At 38.3% G+C, this 17,522-nt stretch carries 12 protein-coding genes; 8 read left to right on the top strand and 4 right to left on the bottom strand.

The genetic code is table 11. The features are described from left to right. Window positions 1-7 precede the first annotated feature (7 nt). Window positions 8-1,357: a class II 3-deoxy-7-phosphoheptulonate synthase gene (locus SJY38_RS19170; RefSeq protein ID WP_024032363.1), complete on the bottom strand. Its 1,350-nt coding sequence runs from the start codon at window positions 1,355-1,357 to the stop codon at window positions 8-10. 986 nt (window positions 1,358-2,343) lie between these two features. Here SJY38_RS19170 and SJY38_RS19165 point away from each other — a divergent pair. After that, on the top strand, window positions 2,344-3,219 hold the full coding sequence (locus SJY38_RS19165; RefSeq protein WP_286936486.1) for a DNA replication terminus site-binding protein: 876 nt from the start codon (window positions 2,344-2,346) through the stop codon (window positions 3,217-3,219). A 62-nt stretch (window positions 3,220-3,281) separates the two neighbouring features. Here the strand turns inward: SJY38_RS19165 and SJY38_RS19160 are convergent, their stop codons facing one another. After that, window positions 3,282-4,496, bottom strand: coding sequence for a hypothetical protein (locus SJY38_RS19160; RefSeq protein ID WP_004586302.1), 1,215 nt, complete (start codon window positions 4,494-4,496; stop codon window positions 3,282-3,284). Window positions 4,497-5,270: 774 nt separating this feature from the next. On the opposite strand from SJY38_RS19160, the gene SJY38_RS19155 reads away from it, so the two are divergent. The 5 genes from SJY38_RS19155 (at window position 5,271) to SJY38_RS19135 (ending at window position 13,830) form a co-directional block, all read left to right on the top strand. Continuing rightward, on the top strand, window positions 5,271-6,509 hold the full coding sequence (locus SJY38_RS19155) for an AAA family ATPase (RefSeq protein WP_004586301.1): 1,239 nt from the start codon (window positions 5,271-5,273) through the stop codon (window positions 6,507-6,509). A 15-nt stretch (window positions 6,510-6,524) separates the two neighbouring features. Continuing rightward, a complete protein-coding gene (locus SJY38_RS19150) occupies window positions 6,525-7,487 on the top strand; it encodes a transcriptional regulator (protein WP_377110615.1) in 963 nt (320 codons plus the stop codon). A gap of 436 nt (window positions 7,488-7,923) precedes the next feature. Then, window positions 7,924-11,067: an SNF2-related protein gene (locus tag SJY38_RS19145; protein ID WP_377110614.1), complete on the top strand. Its 3,144-nt coding sequence runs from the start codon at window positions 7,924-7,926 to the stop codon at window positions 11,065-11,067. A gap of 959 nt (window positions 11,068-12,026) precedes the next feature. After that, the gene (gene rmuC, locus SJY38_RS19140; RefSeq protein WP_055254232.1) at window positions 12,027-13,493 is read left to right on the top strand and encodes a DNA recombination protein RmuC; all 1,467 of its coding nucleotides are present in this window, start codon (window positions 12,027-12,029) and stop codon (window positions 13,491-13,493) included. Window positions 13,494-13,653: 160 nt separating this feature from the next. Next, window positions 13,654-13,830 carry a hypothetical protein gene (locus tag SJY38_RS19135; RefSeq protein ID WP_377110613.1) on the top strand — a complete coding sequence of 59 codons (177 nt, stop codon included), beginning with the start codon at window positions 13,654-13,656 and terminating at the stop codon, window positions 13,828-13,830. Between the two features lie 34 nt (window positions 13,831-13,864). Here SJY38_RS19135 and SJY38_RS19130 read toward each other — a convergent pair whose 3' ends face one another. Continuing rightward, window positions 13,865-14,269 carry a MerR family transcriptional regulator gene (locus SJY38_RS19130; RefSeq protein ID WP_138685408.1) on the bottom strand — a complete coding sequence of 135 codons (405 nt, stop codon included), beginning with the start codon at window positions 14,267-14,269 and terminating at the stop codon, window positions 13,865-13,867. 88 nt (window positions 14,270-14,357) lie between these two features. Here SJY38_RS19130 and SJY38_RS19125 point away from each other — a divergent pair, with 88 nt between their 5' ends. After that, entirely contained in the window at window positions 14,358-15,608 is a 1,251-nt protein-coding gene (locus SJY38_RS19125; RefSeq protein ID WP_377110612.1) for an NADH:flavin oxidoreductase/NADH oxidase family protein, read from the top strand. A gap of 26 nt (window positions 15,609-15,634) precedes the next feature. Here the strand turns inward: SJY38_RS19125 and SJY38_RS19120 are convergent, their stop codons facing one another. After that, window positions 15,635-16,360: an aspartate/glutamate racemase family protein gene (locus tag SJY38_RS19120; protein WP_377110611.1), complete on the bottom strand. Its 726-nt coding sequence runs from the start codon at window positions 16,358-16,360 to the stop codon at window positions 15,635-15,637. A 111-nt stretch (window positions 16,361-16,471) separates the two neighbouring features. Between SJY38_RS19120 and SJY38_RS19115 the strand changes: the two genes are divergently transcribed. Then, entirely contained in the window at window positions 16,472-17,356 is an 885-nt protein-coding gene (locus SJY38_RS19115) for a LysR family transcriptional regulator (RefSeq protein ID WP_377110610.1), read from the top strand. Window positions 17,357-17,522: the final 166 nt, after the last annotated feature.

Here is a 17,522-nt window from a genome sequence, read left to right as displayed (position 1 = left end):
TTATTTATTACTTACGAGCGTCTTTTAATAAGTCAGCTACTAAAAAGCCTACCTCTAATACTTGGTCTGCATTTAGACGCGGGTCACATTGTGTTTTGTAACGTTGCGCTAGGTCATCGTCAGATAAACCGTATGCACCACCGGTACACTCTGTAACGTGCTGGCCAGTCATTTCTAAGTGGATACCACCTGCGTATGAACCTTCAGCTTTGTGTACAGCAAAAAACTGGCTAATTTCGCGCATGATATTATCGAAGCTACGCGTTTTATAGCCTGATGTCGCTTTTTCAGTGTTACCGTGCATTGGATCCGAGCTCCAAATAACTTTACGGCCTTCTTGCTGAACGCGTCTTACAAGTGCTGGAAGTTTTTCTGGCAGTACGTCGGCACCCATACGTGTAATTAGCGTTAAACGGCCCGGAATGTTATCTGGGTTTACTGCATCAATTAAACGAATTAGGTCATCTGGGTCCATTCCTGGGCCAACTTTAACACCAATAGGGTTTTTAATACCTTTGAAAAACTCAATATGTGCATGGTCTAATTGACGCGTACGCTCACCAATCCACACAAAGTGCGCAGAACAGTCGTACCAGTCACCTGAAAGGTGATCGCGACGAGTTAGTGCTTCTTCATAGCCTAGCAATAACGCTTCGTGAGACGTGTATAAGTCGGTTTCTTTAAGGCTTGGCGCAATAGTAGAATTAATGCCGCATACTTCCATAAATTCAAGGGCGTCTTGAATTTTGTCAGCAAGCTGTTGGAATCGCTCTTTTTGCGGATTAGCGGCTACAAAGCCCATATTCCAGCGATTCACTTGGTGTAAATCTGCTAAGCCACCTTGTGCAAATGCACGAAGTAAGTTTAATGTAGCTGCACTGTTGTGGTATGCCTTCATTAAACGTTGTGGATCGGGAATACGCGCTTCTTCTGTAAACTCAAAGCTATTTACAATATCACCACGGTAAGATGGTAAAGATACACCGTCAATAGTTTCTAAATCTGCAGAGCGTGGTTTAGCGTATTGGCCTGCCATACGTGCAATTTTAACAACTGGGCATTTACCGCCGTATGTTAAAACAACAGCCATTTGTAAAATGGTTTTAAATGTATCGCGAATATTAGCGGCATTAAAGTCGCTAAATGATTCGGCACAGTCGCCACCTTGAAGTAAAAATGCACGACCTTCACATACATCTTCTAATTGTTTAAAGAGGCTTCTTGTTTCTTCTGCAAAAACAAGTGGCGGAGCACTCTTTAACTGGCTTTCTACTGTTTTCAGTTCTTCTTGATCTGGGTACTGTGGCTGCTGCAGTATTGGCAGTTCTCTCCAGCTATTTGGGTTCCACGATTGCATGTTCTTTCCTCATTCCTACTTTACCTGATATAAAGAAATTAACGTATGCATGGCCCTAAGTTCAAGGACTATATTCACTATTTACCAACTAATTTGTTATGAGTTAAATATATATAAGCTTATTTGTGATTTTAAGGCTATTCATGCTTAGTTTTAAGCGTGTTTTAATTTTACTATTTTTATTTAAATACAATAAGTTAAATATATGAAGGCGTTTTTTTAACCATCCCAAACCAAATTGAATTCAAAGCCTTAAAGTTAACAGTTTTAGTAGGAACACATCATACTTAAAGTTGTTTAAATGTAATCTTAGCTTTACAGTGGTAATTTAATTAAATCAACCAAGTGACTAGAATTTATTTTGAGTGTGTGATATGTGATTCAGGGTTGTGTAAAGCTATAATAATAAGTCCACTTTATTCTGTACAACTGTGATCAGGTTGTTAGACGATGCAAGCACTCTAATTAGGGCTACTAAAAACAGTCCGTATGAACGACTACTTTAAATATTAAGTTGTATAGAGTTCATTTTCACGGAGCAGCCTTCCCCCTTACAGGAGCCTAGCGCTGTATTACAAGTATCACTTATAAGCAATTATACAATGAGTGCCCAACACTATCTAAAGTGGCGAACCAAGAAATTGATTGCTGGCCTTAAACTAAAGGCTCAATAACTATTTTACACAGAGCGATAATATATAAAAGTATAAACCGCCCTAACAATTACCTGCGTTACAACAAATTTCCTCATATAGCTTATACACATAAGTGTATTGATCACGCCTGGGTTCACTAATTCTTTCTGTTATATGCAAATATTAACGCACCGAATCTAACAAACATAAGCAAACAGGACTAAAGAACACATCATACTTGATTTTATTTAAATATAATCTGAGCTTTAATAAAATAAATAAGCTTTAAAAAAACAAGGCAAAAGGTTAAACTTAATAATTACATAAGTAAGATATGTTCTCAGGGTGGTTATGGTTTCTAAAGTACAAATAAGAAGTCAGTTTGATTTAATGAATGAATTAACATCGTTATTGATTGATGAATTACGTGTCTGTGAATATTCAAAAGCTGAGTATTATCAGCTACCAGATATAAATAGTGTTGATGAAAATATTATTCCCGAGTCAATCCCTGTACAAAAATCAACCGGTGAAATTGCTCATAGGGCGATTTTAAATTCGTTTACTGATATTTATAAAAAAGAGAGTTTAAGTAGTAGAGTACTCAAGCGTCATCCTGGGCTTTTGGTTCTAAAAAATGCAGATGTCGCAGCATTAACTAGTCGAATACAACAAGTTAATAAAGCTAAGGCAGCTTTTAAGGAGTGTGTTTTGGCTATCGATAATAACGATGCTCGATTTGAAGCTGTTCATAACGCGGTTCCAAATTTAATCACTCTTGCAGCCTATCGAAAAATTCATTTTCAAAGTGAGTCCCCTTTTTCAGTGAGATTTACTTGGATGCATAAGCATGCAACTAAAACTCTAACTAAAAAAATGGCACTTGAAATGCTCGATAAGTCCGCTGGTTATAGAAATCCAAGAATGATCGACCAACAAAAATGGCAGTCCCTTGTTGCACAAGAGCAAATGCGAGTAGCTAGTTTAGGTGAAAAAGAAAAGTTAAGAATTCGCCGCCCTACCCGAGTAAGTCCCCAAGTTAATGTTAGGTACACCGCAGAAAATAGGTATCACGTAAGTGCTGCATTGCCGTTTATTTTAATTAACCCACAGCCCGATGTTAAGTTAGGTACTTTGCCAGATTATCAAAAACCAGAGTCTCACCCGAGAAAAAAAGAGTATGACTTTTTAGTGGATAGACTTTATTTAGAACAAGTAGATAAATAATTATGTTAAAAAGGCCACACAGTGTGGCCTTTTTGGTAAGTAGTCTAGTATTTTAACCGTTGTTATTTTTCGACTATTTCTTCTATTTTATCTTCATCAATTAAAACTGCGTTTTCAACAATTCGTTTACCACCTTGAATCTCAATACGCTTATTGTGCTTATTGAGCGTGAGTATCTCATCACAAAACTGATCAGAAGGATGCATTTCATAGGTGTAATCAATAATATTACCGGTTTTATCATCTTTTACATTAGTAATGCTGTATTCCGAAATAGCCCCTTTTTCAATCAAGTCTTTCATTGTTGTGGTCATATCACGGCGTAATGCTTTTAATTTGTTTTCTGTGATATCGTCGGTTGAATAAATAGAGCCGTATTTTTCCATAATAGATAGCAATCTAAAATGATACGTTTTACCAGGCGCGGCATAACGCCAAAGGTGGTATAAACGCAGCATCATCCAACGCGATAAACCACGTTTTAGCTCTTGCGCACTGTTAAAGTAATACCCTTTGTATTCAAGGTTATCAATCATGTTATGAACAAATGCATTTAAACATGCAACACATTTAACGTTGCCGCCTTGGCCTTTTTTACCACTAAAATGAAGAGATGATAAAAAGTTCATATTTGACTCATAAAAAGAGTCATCAATATCTGTATTTTTAGTATCAGTAGCCGAGTATTTAAATGAAAGTTTAGAACCTTGAAGTGCTTCAAGTGATTCTTTAATTTGTGGGTATGGCATTGATTGGCCAACCGCTTTAAGTTCTTGGGCTAATTCGTTCATCGAAAAAACCACGGCATATTGAATACCGGACTTAAAATTGATTTTTACGATTTTACCTTTCGATGCTAGGCGAATTAATGCACGCTCAACTTTTTCTTCTCTATCCGATGGCCACACTAAATATTCTACGTCTTCGCCATCTTTACGCGTGCTTACAACGGCCGGTGTAATTTTTATTTCGCCGTCATATAAAATACCATCTACTTTTTCAGATATTTTACGCGTAATAATTGTTTTTTTAGGTGCTTCTTCCAATGGCAATTTTTTATGCCCAGAACGTACAAAACGCCCCCATAAATCATAGTGGTTAAACGTGTTTGAATAAGCACGTAACCCATGAGCGGCATTTTCGATAGAAATTCGCACATCTTTGTTATCTGTAAATAGTGCTAAACTTTCGTTATCTATTGCACTTTCCACCCCGTGTATTTGGCCCCTAAGTGTATCGGGCAAGTTATCTACCGAGATGTTGACCTTTCGGCTCATTGTTCTGATTTCCATTTTTTATTGCGACAGCTAATAACAACACATTAAGCAACAAAAGTTAAATGTTTAAGTTAGTATAAAACTGATCCGAGCATAAATAAACGTAACGGATCATTATTATACTAAGTAGGGATTGATCAGCTTAATTTCAGATCACTATTTTACTAAGATAAGCTTCTCAAGCTAAATTTTTACTAACTCAATTTATTTTTTGTCCATTAAAAGCGCTATTTTTAAACTTTTTACACGACAAACGTTAGTAAAATAAATACCTGCTGTGGATAACAGCACTTCGAGTTAGCATAGATCTGATCTGTACTTACTACAGATCAGATCTATACCAATTAAACGCCCTGTTCTTCGTAAGCTTAAGTGTATAACTTTATAATTTACTTAGTAAAAAACTGATCTCACACAGTCATTTTGTACATAACTTACTGAGTAAGTTGTGTATAACTCTGATATTTAAATAAGGCTTAGTAAAAAGCTGATCTGCATGTAGATAAAGATCTGATCTTAACCAAGTATAAAGGTGATCTGCTTTTTTTAACATTATTTATAAATATCATATAGTTATATAGCTATTATACACCCTTAACCTTTATTACCTTATATATTTAACCACCTTTAAACTTCTTTATTTATACTAAGCAATCTTAAAGGTGTAAAAATATTTTTAAATGTCTTGTTATTAAAATGCATGTCGCCTTAAATAGTTGTTTACAGCTATTTGAATGGACATTATACTAACTGCCTAACTTTGAGGAAGAAAGTATGTCTATCAATAATAACGCGCTAAGTACTTACCGGCTTTTAAAAGCAACAGCCGAAGTTGCTGAAAAATCTTTAAAAGGACGCATACAACACTATCGCGCTCATCTTAAATCAGAAGAAAAAGAATTAAGAACTTACACCCAAAAAGCGGCAGCAGATTTATTAGGGTGTAATAATCGTACCTTAAAACGTCGTCATGACAATGGTGACTTTGATGATTTAAATATTAAGCGTGGTGCAAATGGGCACTATGCGTACACGTTAGTTAATATTTTTGCGATGGCCGATATCATGGATATTCAGCCAGATCACCGCACTGCTAACGATAAACTCCAAGTTATTGTTATTAATTCACTTAAAGGTGGCTGTGGTAAAACAACCAGTATGGTTAATATTGCTGCTGCGTTGGCGACGACTAATATCAAACGTTATCGTATTGGTATTATTGATTTAGATCCTCAAGGTTCGTCTTCTAGCTTTTTCCCTTCTAACGATCACGACCCTGTTACAGTAGGCGACTTAATGCGTGATTGTATTGATTTAGACGAAGGCGAAACCTGGCCAGAGTTTGTTTCTAGTGCTTTTGTGACTACGCATATTCCAAATATTCGTGTTTTACCCTCAGGTATGGATGATTTTTACTTTGAACACGAGACTGCAACACTTTTAAAAGACACCTCTAATTACGAACAAACACGTCATTATCATAAGCTTTTAGAAAAGGTTATTGAGCCGGTTAAAGACGAATTCGATATTATTTTAATCGATACCGCTCCTACTCTTAACTTTATGTTTTATAATGCTTTAATGGCCTCTACGGCGATGCTTATTCCGGTTCATCCAGAAGCTGTAGATTTTGATGCTAACAATAAATATTTAAAGCGTTTAGGTGAGATTTACCACACAGTAGCGGCACTTGGTCATGAAGGTTGGGACTTTATGCAGTTTTTAGTGACCAATTACGTTAAGGGTAATCATTCACAGCGCGATATTGTTAAAGATGTACGTAGTGCGTTTGGCCGCCAAGTAATGAGCTACCCAATTAATCACAGCTCGGCAATTACGGCTAGTTCATCGTCTTTTAATACCATATTTGATCAAAAAGCATCGGATAGTTTAGCAAGTCGCGAGTCTTTATTACGCGCGCAAGAAAATATTAAAGATGTTGTGGACGAATTAGAAATGCTTATTCGTTCTAATTGGGAGTCAACCCAATCATCACTTAACAACACTAAGTAAGGATGTTACATAAAAATGGCTACAAAACGTAAAAACGACACCCGCTTAGATCCATTTGCAACTGCCGTAGGCAATAGCAGCCTCGATGCATTACTTGAGCAAGCAAGCGCTGGTGATGTAATAAGAATGCCAGCGCCAAGCGACCCTACACGCGAAATAACCTTAGTGTGTAAAGTTATTGCTCATGCAGATATTGAATCTAGCACCACGGTTTACGGTAAAAATCGCCGTGTACAAGCGCTATTAAACGAAAAGTCGGTTTCTGATATTTTACCTGCAATCAGTGAAGATGGACGTAATCAACACCCTGCTTTACTTTGGGATCAGGGAAATACTAACTTAGTACTTGCCGGTTCACGTCGTCGAAAGGCATGTATTTTAGGTAATGCCGATTATTTAGTTTTAAGCTCTCCTGATTTTACCGAGCAAGACGCTAAAATTTTAGCTGTATCTTCAGATCAGTACATAGCCCCAAGCCTTTGGGAGCTAGGGCAAGCTTATCAACAAACTAAAAACGATCTTATTGAGCAAGGTAAAAAAGGCTCTTATCGCGAAATTGCCGCTATTGAAGGTGTATCGCACACCGCAATTGCAGATGCCATTAAAGCGTACGAGCAAATCCCCGCTGATGTAATTTCACTTTACCCAACGGCTAATCACGTAGGCAGAGAAGTCGCTAAAAAGCTTGTTAGTGCAAAGGAGCGCGACGAGCAGGCGTTTAACGCCCTAGTTAGCGAATTACATACAGACGATGAGATTAACGCCATTACAAGCGACGACAAACGCGCTATGGCAATTACTAAACGTTTAACTACCGAGCCTAGCGTGGTTGCTAAACGTGAAGCTGTATTTGAAAACAACTTTATAAACGTACAACGTAATTTAAAAAGTGGTGACGTATCTATTAAAATAGATAATAAAGTATTGACTGACAAACGCTTAGAACAACTTACTAAGCTGTTAAGCGCGTTTAATTAGCCCCTTATTACTTAGTAAAATAGTGATCTTAAAAGCCTGTTAGGTTAGTTAAATTCTGATCTGATGGGCTTTTTACTTAGTAAAATCCTGATCTTTTTTGCTATTTATAACCTATAAATCCTTCATTTTTGCTCTAAAGATCACATTTTTACCAACTGAATTTAGTTTTTACGACTATTTGATGCTGGATCTTAATTTGTTAGTAAAAAACTGATCTGTAAAGCCCCTGCATTGTTAATAAATTGTTTGTAACATGTGTGTTTGCTGTTTACCTATTCTCATTTTTGCAGATAAAGTGTCATAAAGTACGTATAAACCGATTTTTTACTAACCTAGCAGCTCCAACCAGTTTATATAACGTTAATATTGCTTTTGCTGTGCGCAGTTAAAGAATATACTGGCAGAATTATTTTAAAAATTTAATACTTAGAGTGACATGTCTGCTAACTTATCAAAAAATGATTTACTGGCTATTTTTGAAGAAATAAAAAATGAGCAGGCAACCTTGTTCCCTCTTTCTGAGCGCTTTATAAAAAAGCTGTTTAGGCCCAACGTGCTCGATAAAGGCAAAGCGTATTATAAAAACGGCCAAATTAGTTGGTTAGAGCACAGCAGTGATTTTGCTGTTATTGATTCAACGGTACAAGGCGACACCGGATCAGCATTTAACCAACGCATTGAGATCAGTAAAGTACCTACTGGTTACTCTGTTGATACGCATTGTACCTGTAATGCTAAAACCAAATGTAGGCACTTAGCCGCTGTATTATTTAAACTTAAAATAGAGCACTCAGGTGAATACGGAGAAGACTACTTTATTAACGATTGGTTTAGTGAACTAACAGCACTTAAAAGTGTTGATGCTAAAGCTCCTTCGCAAGTTCTTTTATTTGTATTAGACATTGAAAACAATAAAGTATTTTTAACGCCAAAAATTGCCAATTACGACAAAAATAATAATTACACGCTAGGGCGCAATTTAACTGAGCAACAATTAAATAGCTTTGTAACGCCAAACGATTTGCTCGAAAGTGACTTTAGACTCTTTAGTTGGATTCGCTCACAAAATGCAGTGGGTAATTTAGAGCTAAAAGGTCAATGGGGCTTTAGCGCTTTACAACAATTAATTGCCACCGACCGTTTATTTTTACAACGCTCTCGTGTTGCTATTAAAGCGCAAACTGGGCAATCGCTTAACTTTAATTGGCAGCAACAAAACGAGTTATCGCAATTAATTATTGAGCTTGAACACAGTAAAAATTGGGCATTGATTAAAACCACGCCGCCCGCTTATTTAGACCTCGATCACTTTAAAGTAGGCCGGATCAGAACACAGCTTAGCGCCGACGAAATAGCACATTTACAATCTATTCCCGCACTGCACGATGCTAATTTTGATCGCATTTATAAACAACTTGCCGACAATTTTGGGGCCGGTGTTATTCCGCATCCGAATAACGAACAAGTCAATGTTAAGCAACTTGGTAATGCTGTTTTAAAAGCCACTATGGATGAGCAAGGGCTTAAAGTTTCGCTATTATTTAAATATAAAAATAAAAATTATTTGGCGGGAACAGCACCCGCGAGTTTAATAAATAGTGCATTTGAAAACACAGTAACAAATGAGTTAGTAAATTTAGGTTTTGAGTTTTGTAAAGGGGGTTTACAAAGTGAGTTTATATTTAATAAACAATCACCTATACATTTACATTGGCTTGTTTACGAAGTATTTCCTGGCTTTAAAAAGCGTGGCTGGCAGGTAAATCAAACTAAAGTAAATGTAGCCGACCCCCAAGGGCACGTTACACTCGATGTAAACCGTGCTGCAGGTCACCAAATGCATTGTAAAGTGCAATTAAGCGATGCTAAAGCCGCTGTACTTTTTAATACCGATGATGCCACGTATCAATCGTTAAATCGTCAAAGTGAGCTGTTTTATTACTACCCTGTTGGGCGTCAATTTGGTGTTATTAGTAAAGCCGCCATTAATTTACTGACTGAATTTAAACAACGCTTTGAATTTGTAAAAACACGCGATGAATTTAATATCCCGCTTTCTTATTTACCTGAGCTGGTAAAGCATACCGCAGTTACTATAGACCTTCATGATGACTCATTGGAGCGTTATCTTGATGAGTTAAACAACACCGAGCAGGCAATGCCCGTGGTGCCTTTACACGGTTTAAATGACTCGGTAACACTACGTGAATACCAGCAACAAGGCGTTGATTGGCTTAGCTTTTTAAAGCGCCACCAATTAGGCGGCATACTTGCTGATGACATGGGGCTTGGCAAAACGCTACAAGTTATCGCCTTTTTAGCCAGCAGTTTTAATCGCCCGCAAGCGGGCCCTACCCTTATAGTGTGCCCTACAAGTTTGGTAAGTAATTGGCAAAACGAAATAACCAAATTTGCTAAAAGTCTTAAAGTAACCACTATTTTTGGCTCGCAACGTAATGAGCCTTTACAACATTTAGCGCAAGCGCAGTGTATTTTAACTACTTACCCATTATTAAAGCGTGATATTGCTTATTACTCGCCACTTTATTTTGAAAATATTATTTTAGATGAAGCGCAATATATTAAAAACGATACTGCACAAGTCTCGCGCTTAGTTAAGCGTTTAAATGCCGACTTTAAGTTATGTTTAAGCGGTACGCCTATCGAAAATAATTTGTTTGAGCTTAAGTCGTTACTCGACTTTGCAATGCCTTCATTACTTGGCTCGCAAGCCCACTTTAAACAGCACTTTCAAACACCTATTGAGCGCGAAGCCGATTCAGAGCGAGCTGAGCAACTAAAAACGCTTATTATGCCGTTTATATTACGCCGCACAAAAGCGCAGGTAGCTCAAGAGCTGCCACAAAAAACAGAGCTGTTAAAAGAGTTTGAGTTTGAACCTAAGCAAAAAGATATGTACCAAGGTATTACGCGCGCCCTAGAAGAAAAGCTAATCGACTTATTTGCTGAGCAAGGCGCACAAAAAAGTAAGCTCGCATTTTTAGAAGCGCTACTAAAGCTAAGGCAAATTTGTTGTCATCCAAAATTAATTGAGCCAGAAACACAAGCAGGTTCAGCAAAATTAGAATGGCTAACTACGCATTTGCCGTTAATGCTAAGCCTTGGTCGTAAAGTGATTATTTTTAGTCAATTTACCTCTGCGCTCGATTTAATTGCAGAGCGTTTAAACGATATAAATATTAATTTTAGTATGTTAACTGGGCAAACGCGTCATCGCGACAAAGTTATTGACGAATTTACCAGTGGCAAAACCTCGGTGTTTTTAATCAGTTTAAAAGCAGGCGGTACTGGGCTTAACTTAACTCAAGCCGATACTGTTATTCACTTTGATCCATGGTGGAACCCGGCTGTTGAAAAACAAGCCACCGATCGTGCTTATCGTATTGGCCAAACAAATCCAGTGTTTGTTTATAAATTAATTATGAGCAATTCAATAGAGCAAAAGGTATTTAAAATGCAGCAAGATAAGCAAGCGCTTGTTGATGCATTATTTACCGATAAATCAATGAGCTTTACTTCGTTTGATGAGCAGCAAATGTTATCACTTATAAAAAGCTAATTTTTTTACTTAGCATGTGAACTAATTTAACCAAACGGCGTCTATTATATTGCTTGTTGAATAATTGCAGTTATCACAAGCTTCATGTTGATTTCCCTGTTTGGTTACTAAATTTAGTAATGATTGAGCCAGCCCTTTTAGCTGGCTTTTTTTATGCCTGTAATTAACACCTTAAATTGCATTTTTTATAAATTGTTTGAACTAAATTTAAAAACACGCGTCTACTATAATGCTTGTTGAATAATTGCAGTTATCACAAGCTTCATGTTGATTTCCCTGATTGGTTACTAAATTTAGTAATGATTGAGCCAGCCCTTTTAGCTGGCTTTTTTTATGCCTGTATTTAACACCTTAAAATACATTTTTTATAAATTGTTTGAACTAAATTTAAAAGGGCGCGTCTACTATTATGCTTGTTGAATAATTGCAGTTATCACAAGCTTCATGTTGATTTCCCTGATTGGTTACTAAATTTAGTAATGATTGAGCCAGCTCCTTTTAAGCTGGCTTTTTTTATGCCCACATTTTAGTTTTTATAATTATTTATATTTTTATGTGAACTTAATTTTGTGTGCGGCGTCTACTATTATGCTTGTTGATTAATTGCAGTTAACACAAGCTTCATGTTGATTTACCCCGTTTAATTACTAATTTTAGTAATGATTGAGCCAGCTCCTTTTTTAGCTGGCTTTTTTTATGCCCACATTTTAGTTTTTATAATTATTTATATTTTTATGTGAACTTAATTTAATGAGTGGCGTCTACTATTACGCTTGTTGATTAATTGCAGTTATCACAAGCTTCATGTTGATTTCCCTGATTGGTTACTAAATTTAGTAATGATTGAGCCAGCCCTTTTAGCTGGCTTTTTTTATGCCTTTAGTAAATGTTACGCCCCCTACCCCCCACTACCTTTATTCGTTATGATGGCATGTATCTAAATTTTATAAGTTTATTTTATGTTTACTCAGCTATTAACGCATATAGATTGGTTAAGTGCCAGCGCAGGGCTTGCAACAGGGCTCGTACTATATGGCCTAGTGTCGCTCCCTTCTCGTAATAAATTAAAACAACACATTAGCGAGCAACAGCAACAGTTATCGTTATTACAAAACCAGTACGACAATAAACAGCTGCAATACACGGCCTTATTTGATGAGCACGAGCTGCTCGAGCAATCACATCAAGAGCAACGCGATGAAGCGCAGCATTTTAAAACTCGCTTTAGCGAGCAAGAAAAACAAAGTGTTCAATACAACCATTTTTGGCGTAAAGCCGAAGGCGAACTTAGTGCCTTGCGAGAGCAATATAACCAGCGCGATATTGAGCTTAATAATATGCGAACTACGCTTGAGCAAAAGCAGCAAAACTTTACCGAGCAGCTTGCACAAATCGAGCAAAGCAAAAATGTGCTTAAAAAAGAGTTTGAAAACCTAGCTAATAAAATTTTAGAAGAAAAATCGCAAAGCTTTAAAACGCTAAATCAAGAAAGCATTGAGCAACTATTAAAGCCAGTTCAAGGGGAGCTAAAAGGCTTTAGAGATAAAATGGAATCGATTCACGTTGAAGACTTAAAACAACGTGCTGCCCTTAAAACTGAACTACTGCACTTGCAAGCTAAAAGCCAAGCTATTACCGAGCAAGCCGATAAGCTTAGTAATGCCTTACAAGGGCAAAAAAAGACCCAAGGTAATTGGGGCGAACTAATGCTCGAAAACGTACTCGACAGCGCAGGCCTTCGCGCGGGTACTGACTACAAACGCGAAGTATCGTTTAATACCGAAGACGGTCGACTGCGCCCCGACGTAGTGGTGTATTTACCTCAGGGCCGCCACTTAGTGATTGACGCTAAAACATCGCTAAATGCTTATACCCGCTACGTTAATGCCGAAAACGAGCTAGAGGCTAGCCAAGCAATTAAAGAGCATGTAAATGCTGTTACCGCGCGTATTAACGAGCTTGCCAGTAAATCGTACGATCGTCTCCCAGGTATAAATTCGCCTGAAGTAGTTATTATGTTTGTGCCTATAGAATCTGCATTTGTTGAGGCGCTTAAATATCAAAGCGATATTTACCAACAAGCTATCGAAAAAAACATTTTAGTTGCTACACCAACGACTCTGCTTACAAGCCTAAATATTGTTAAACAGCTGTGGCGCTTTGAAGAGCAAACTAAATACTCTAAAGAGCTGGCGAATCGTGCAGAGCGCTTTTATAACAAGCTCAATGGCTTTTTAACGAGTATGGAAGGTGTTGGCAAGCAACTAGACCGCGCCAAAGAAAGCTACGATAAAGCCTTTTCTCAGCTTTACCGTGGTAAAGGTAACTTAATTAAACAAGCTTCAGAATTTAAAGAGCTAGGTGTATCGGTTCAAAAAGAGTTACCAAACGACAGCGTAGAAAAAGCCCAATTAGAGCTAGATTAAATTCGATTTATCTCTACTGTTTTATACATTAAAAGGAAGGTTAATGGTTTCTCCATTACTCAATTCGCAAAGGTTAGCGTTAACCCCTATTAATTATGAGGATAGAGACGCTATTTTTGCTCTTGGTACTGTGGAGCAAAAATAGCGTTATTTAAGTTTTATGGCTGAAAAGCTAGCAAACGCTGAGGCAAAAGTAATTGAATACATAGACGTATATTACGTAGAAACATTATTTTTGGGCGCAAGTTCTCATACTATTGCGGTTGGTTGGCCTCTAGTGCCTGCCAACTTAAAAAAGCTTTATATCAATTTTCATGGTAAAGCGCCGCAAAACTAATACAACTAAAGCTCACATGTACTCGCTTACGCCTTTAATACTCCACCTCATTCAATAACTCATTTATTTTTTCATCGCCAATACACTCTCCATTAGACCAACTTGCATTAAGCAGTGTAATTAAATTACCAATACGCTCTGACTTACGCTGTAGCTGCTCAATTAGTGCATTAGCTTCATGTTGTTTTTGAGTGAGGCGCTCAATAATGGCGTTGTGATCTAGCTCCTCATTAGGCTTACGCAGGGAGGGGATTTCTTCAAGCGAAAACCCTAAACTTTGTGCAAACTTAATCATTTTAAGCTGCTCTACACTGGCTTTGTCGTATTGCCTATACCCGTTATTATTTCGCGTACCGTGTGGCAGCAGCCCTATACTTTCGTAATACCGTATGGTGCTTGCTGCAATACCTGAGTGCTTAGCTAGTTCACCTATTTTCATTATTGCCTCTACTATAAAAAAAGCGGGTTGACCTTAAAGCTGACTTTAAGGTTATAGTGCCTGTAATGTCAATTTATGGTTTATATGTATGTCTGAGTTTGAACAATCTGCTGTATTTACGCCCTTTACCCTACCAAGCGGTTTAACGCTTAAAAACCGAGTAGTAAAAGCCGCTATGGAAGAGAACCTTGCAGAGGCCGACCTAACGCCATCGCAAGTGCTTAAAAATGTATACAATGAATGGGCCAAAGGTGGTTGCGGGTTAATTATTACCGGCAATGTTATGGTTGACCACCTTGCAATGACAGGGCCAGGCGGCCTTGCCCTTGAGCAGCAAACCGATATAGCGCCTTTTGCAGAGCTTGCTCGTTTAGGGCAGCAAAACGACTGTAAAATTGTGATGCAAATAAATCATCCTGGCCGCCAAGTATTTAAAAAAATGGGCGGTAAAGCGCTAAGTGCCTCTGATATTGCGCTTAATATGGGTAAGCACTCTCACTTATTTGCCCAGCCAACAGCTATGGATAAGAGCGAGATTAGTGATGTTATCGCTCGTTTTACCCATACAGCGCAACAGGCCGAAAAAGCAGGTTTTAATGGCGTGCAAATACACGCTGCACATGGCTATTTATTAGCGCAGTTTTTATCTCCACTAACTAATAAGCGTGATGACGAATGGGGCGGTAGCCTTGAGAATCGCGCGCGATTATTACTTGAAATAACACGCAGTATTAAAGCGCAATGCAGCGCCGGTTTTTCGGTATCGGTTAAGTTAAACTCAGCCGATTTTCAGCGCGGCGGCTTTGAGCCGCGTGATGCGCAAGCAGTTGTTAATATGCTTAGTGCATTAAAGCTTGATTTTGTAGAGCTTTCAGGCGGCAGTTACGAAGCACCCGCAATGCAAGGAACAACGGGTGATGAACGTACGCTTGCGCGTGTGGCGTACTTTTTGGAATTTGCCAAAGCAATTAGTGAGCAATCAACCATACCCATTATGACCACCGGTGGTATTAGCCGGTTAGATGTGGCAAATAAAGTAATTAGCTCAGGCGTAGCGCTCGTTGGTATGGCCACAGCACTGGCCTATCAGCCAGATTTAGTTAATAGCTGGCAAGCACAGCCAACGCAAAACCTGCTTATGCCGCGTGTTACCTTTAAAGACAAAACCCTTGCAGGGCTTGCCACTATGGCGCTGGTAAAAAGGCAAATTCGCCGAGTGGGCCAAGGCAAACGCGTTAAAGCAAATGCCTCGGCTATTTTTACTTTAATAAGTGACCAAATACGCGCTGCAAAGCTTACAAAGCGCTATCGAAAACGCTTTGCAAAAGAGCTAAATTAATTAGCTCTAGTTTAAACTGATATTTTCTATGCCACACTTGAAAGCGTTGATTGATGGGCGCTTGCATATGCCCAGTTAACGCACTCTTGCGCTAAAATAGCGATGGTATCTAGGCAGGTGTCTGGCGAGTGTTTGGCTTGTTCATTTAACACAAGCGGTATTTCGGTACAGCCAAACAACACGCAGTCAGCACCTTGAGCAAGCATTAAGTCGTATGCCTTGCTTAACAAGTGGCGACCTTTATTTAAATCGCCCGCTTTTACGGCGGTTATCCCATCCATTATGGCTGCTTGTTGTTGAGTGTTTGGTTCAACAAAATCAATATTGTGCTGCTTAAACGCATTTTGGTAAATGCCCATATTAAGCGTAGCGGTAGTGGCTAAAATACCAACCTTTTGTTTGCCCGTGGCTTTTACTTGTTTTATAACGCTTTTTACAATGCTAATGGTGTGTACATCGGCATTTTTAGTGAGCGCGTCGTACCAGTAATGCGCGGTATTACACGGAATAACAATACAACTTACACCTAAACTTGTTAGCTCTTTAAAGCCTTTTTTAAGCTCAAAAAATGGGTTTTCATCTTCAAGACCCATTAAAAACTTTGTTCTGTCAGGAATTTGCGGGATATTCCTTATAAACATAGGTATATGCTCTTGATCATTTTTAGCGGGCGATAGCGCAATTACCTGATTCATAAATGAGGCGGTAGCTAAAGGCCCCATTCCACCTAATACGCCAAGAGTTCTAAGCATGATTGCATTCCGGTTATTGAGTTTATAGGCGTAATTTATAGTGTTTTATTTAGTTTGAATAATGCTATTATTTTACCACCCATGCACAAATTGCATAACTAAGTGGTCGCTATGAATATTGAAAGTAAATGGTTAGAAGATTTTTTAACGCTCTCGCACACAAAAAGCTTTTCGCAAGCGGCAAAGCTTAGGCATATTACGCAACCTGCATTTAGTCGGCGTATAAAAGCCCTTGAAGACGCCCTTGGCGCAGCCCTAATCGACCGAGAAAACTTGCCTATTACCCTTACCCCAAGCGGTAAAATATTTCATATAACGGCGCGTAATTTAGTTAACCAAATGAATACCTCGGTTAGTATGCTTGAGGAGTTATCGGTGCAGCAAAATTATTCTGTAAAGGTAGCGGCCGCACATTCTTTAGCGAGTTTTTTAACCTTACAACTCGCTAACTTTCAAACGCAAGATGAGCGCGACATTGTACTTAATTTAGAGGCTATAGACGTAGATAAAGCCACCGAAGCGCTAGAGCAAGGTGAATGCGACTTACTTATTGCCTTTGATAACGAACGCCTTAAACTGCCGCCGTTTAGTCATCAAAAAATAGGTAATGCTAAGTTGTTACCTGTTAGCGCCTGTGACGAGCAAGGCAAAGCCTTATATAACCTAGAAAGCGCAGCGCCTATACCGCATTTAGCCTACAGCCTCGACTCCTACATGGGTCGGCAGTTAGAGCCTATTATATCGGGCGCTAAGCTTAAAAAGGTGTTTGTTTCATCCATGACTGAGCTTTTAAAAGTGCACGCTGTAGCGGGCAATGGTATTGCCTGGCTGCTCGACTACGTTATATCAAACGAGCTTAAAAATAATACCTTGGTAGTTGTAGGGAGTGAGCACCATTGCGTGCCAATAACTTACTATGCGTATAGGTATCATGCGGCTTTGCACCCCGGTGGCGAAAGTGTGTGGAATAAATTAACTGAGCTAAATATAACCTAACTGTAAACCCCCGTTACAGTTAATAAGGTATTATTAATTTAAAACGATAACAGCTATGTGCAATGAAATTTTAATTATTTACCTGTTTTATTATGGAATTTTATTTCCATAATAATTGGGTGTTTTGTCTCTTTTTTAATACTCTTGATAAGGCCAAAATAGCGTC

It is taken from the genome of Pseudoalteromonas sp. R86517 (genome assembly GCF_042466295.1).
Lineage (GTDB): Bacteria > Pseudomonadota > Gammaproteobacteria > Enterobacterales > Alteromonadaceae > Pseudoalteromonas > Pseudoalteromonas atlantica.
Note: the sequence above shows the minus strand (reverse complement) of the source record. Positions and strands in the feature narration are given on the sequence as shown.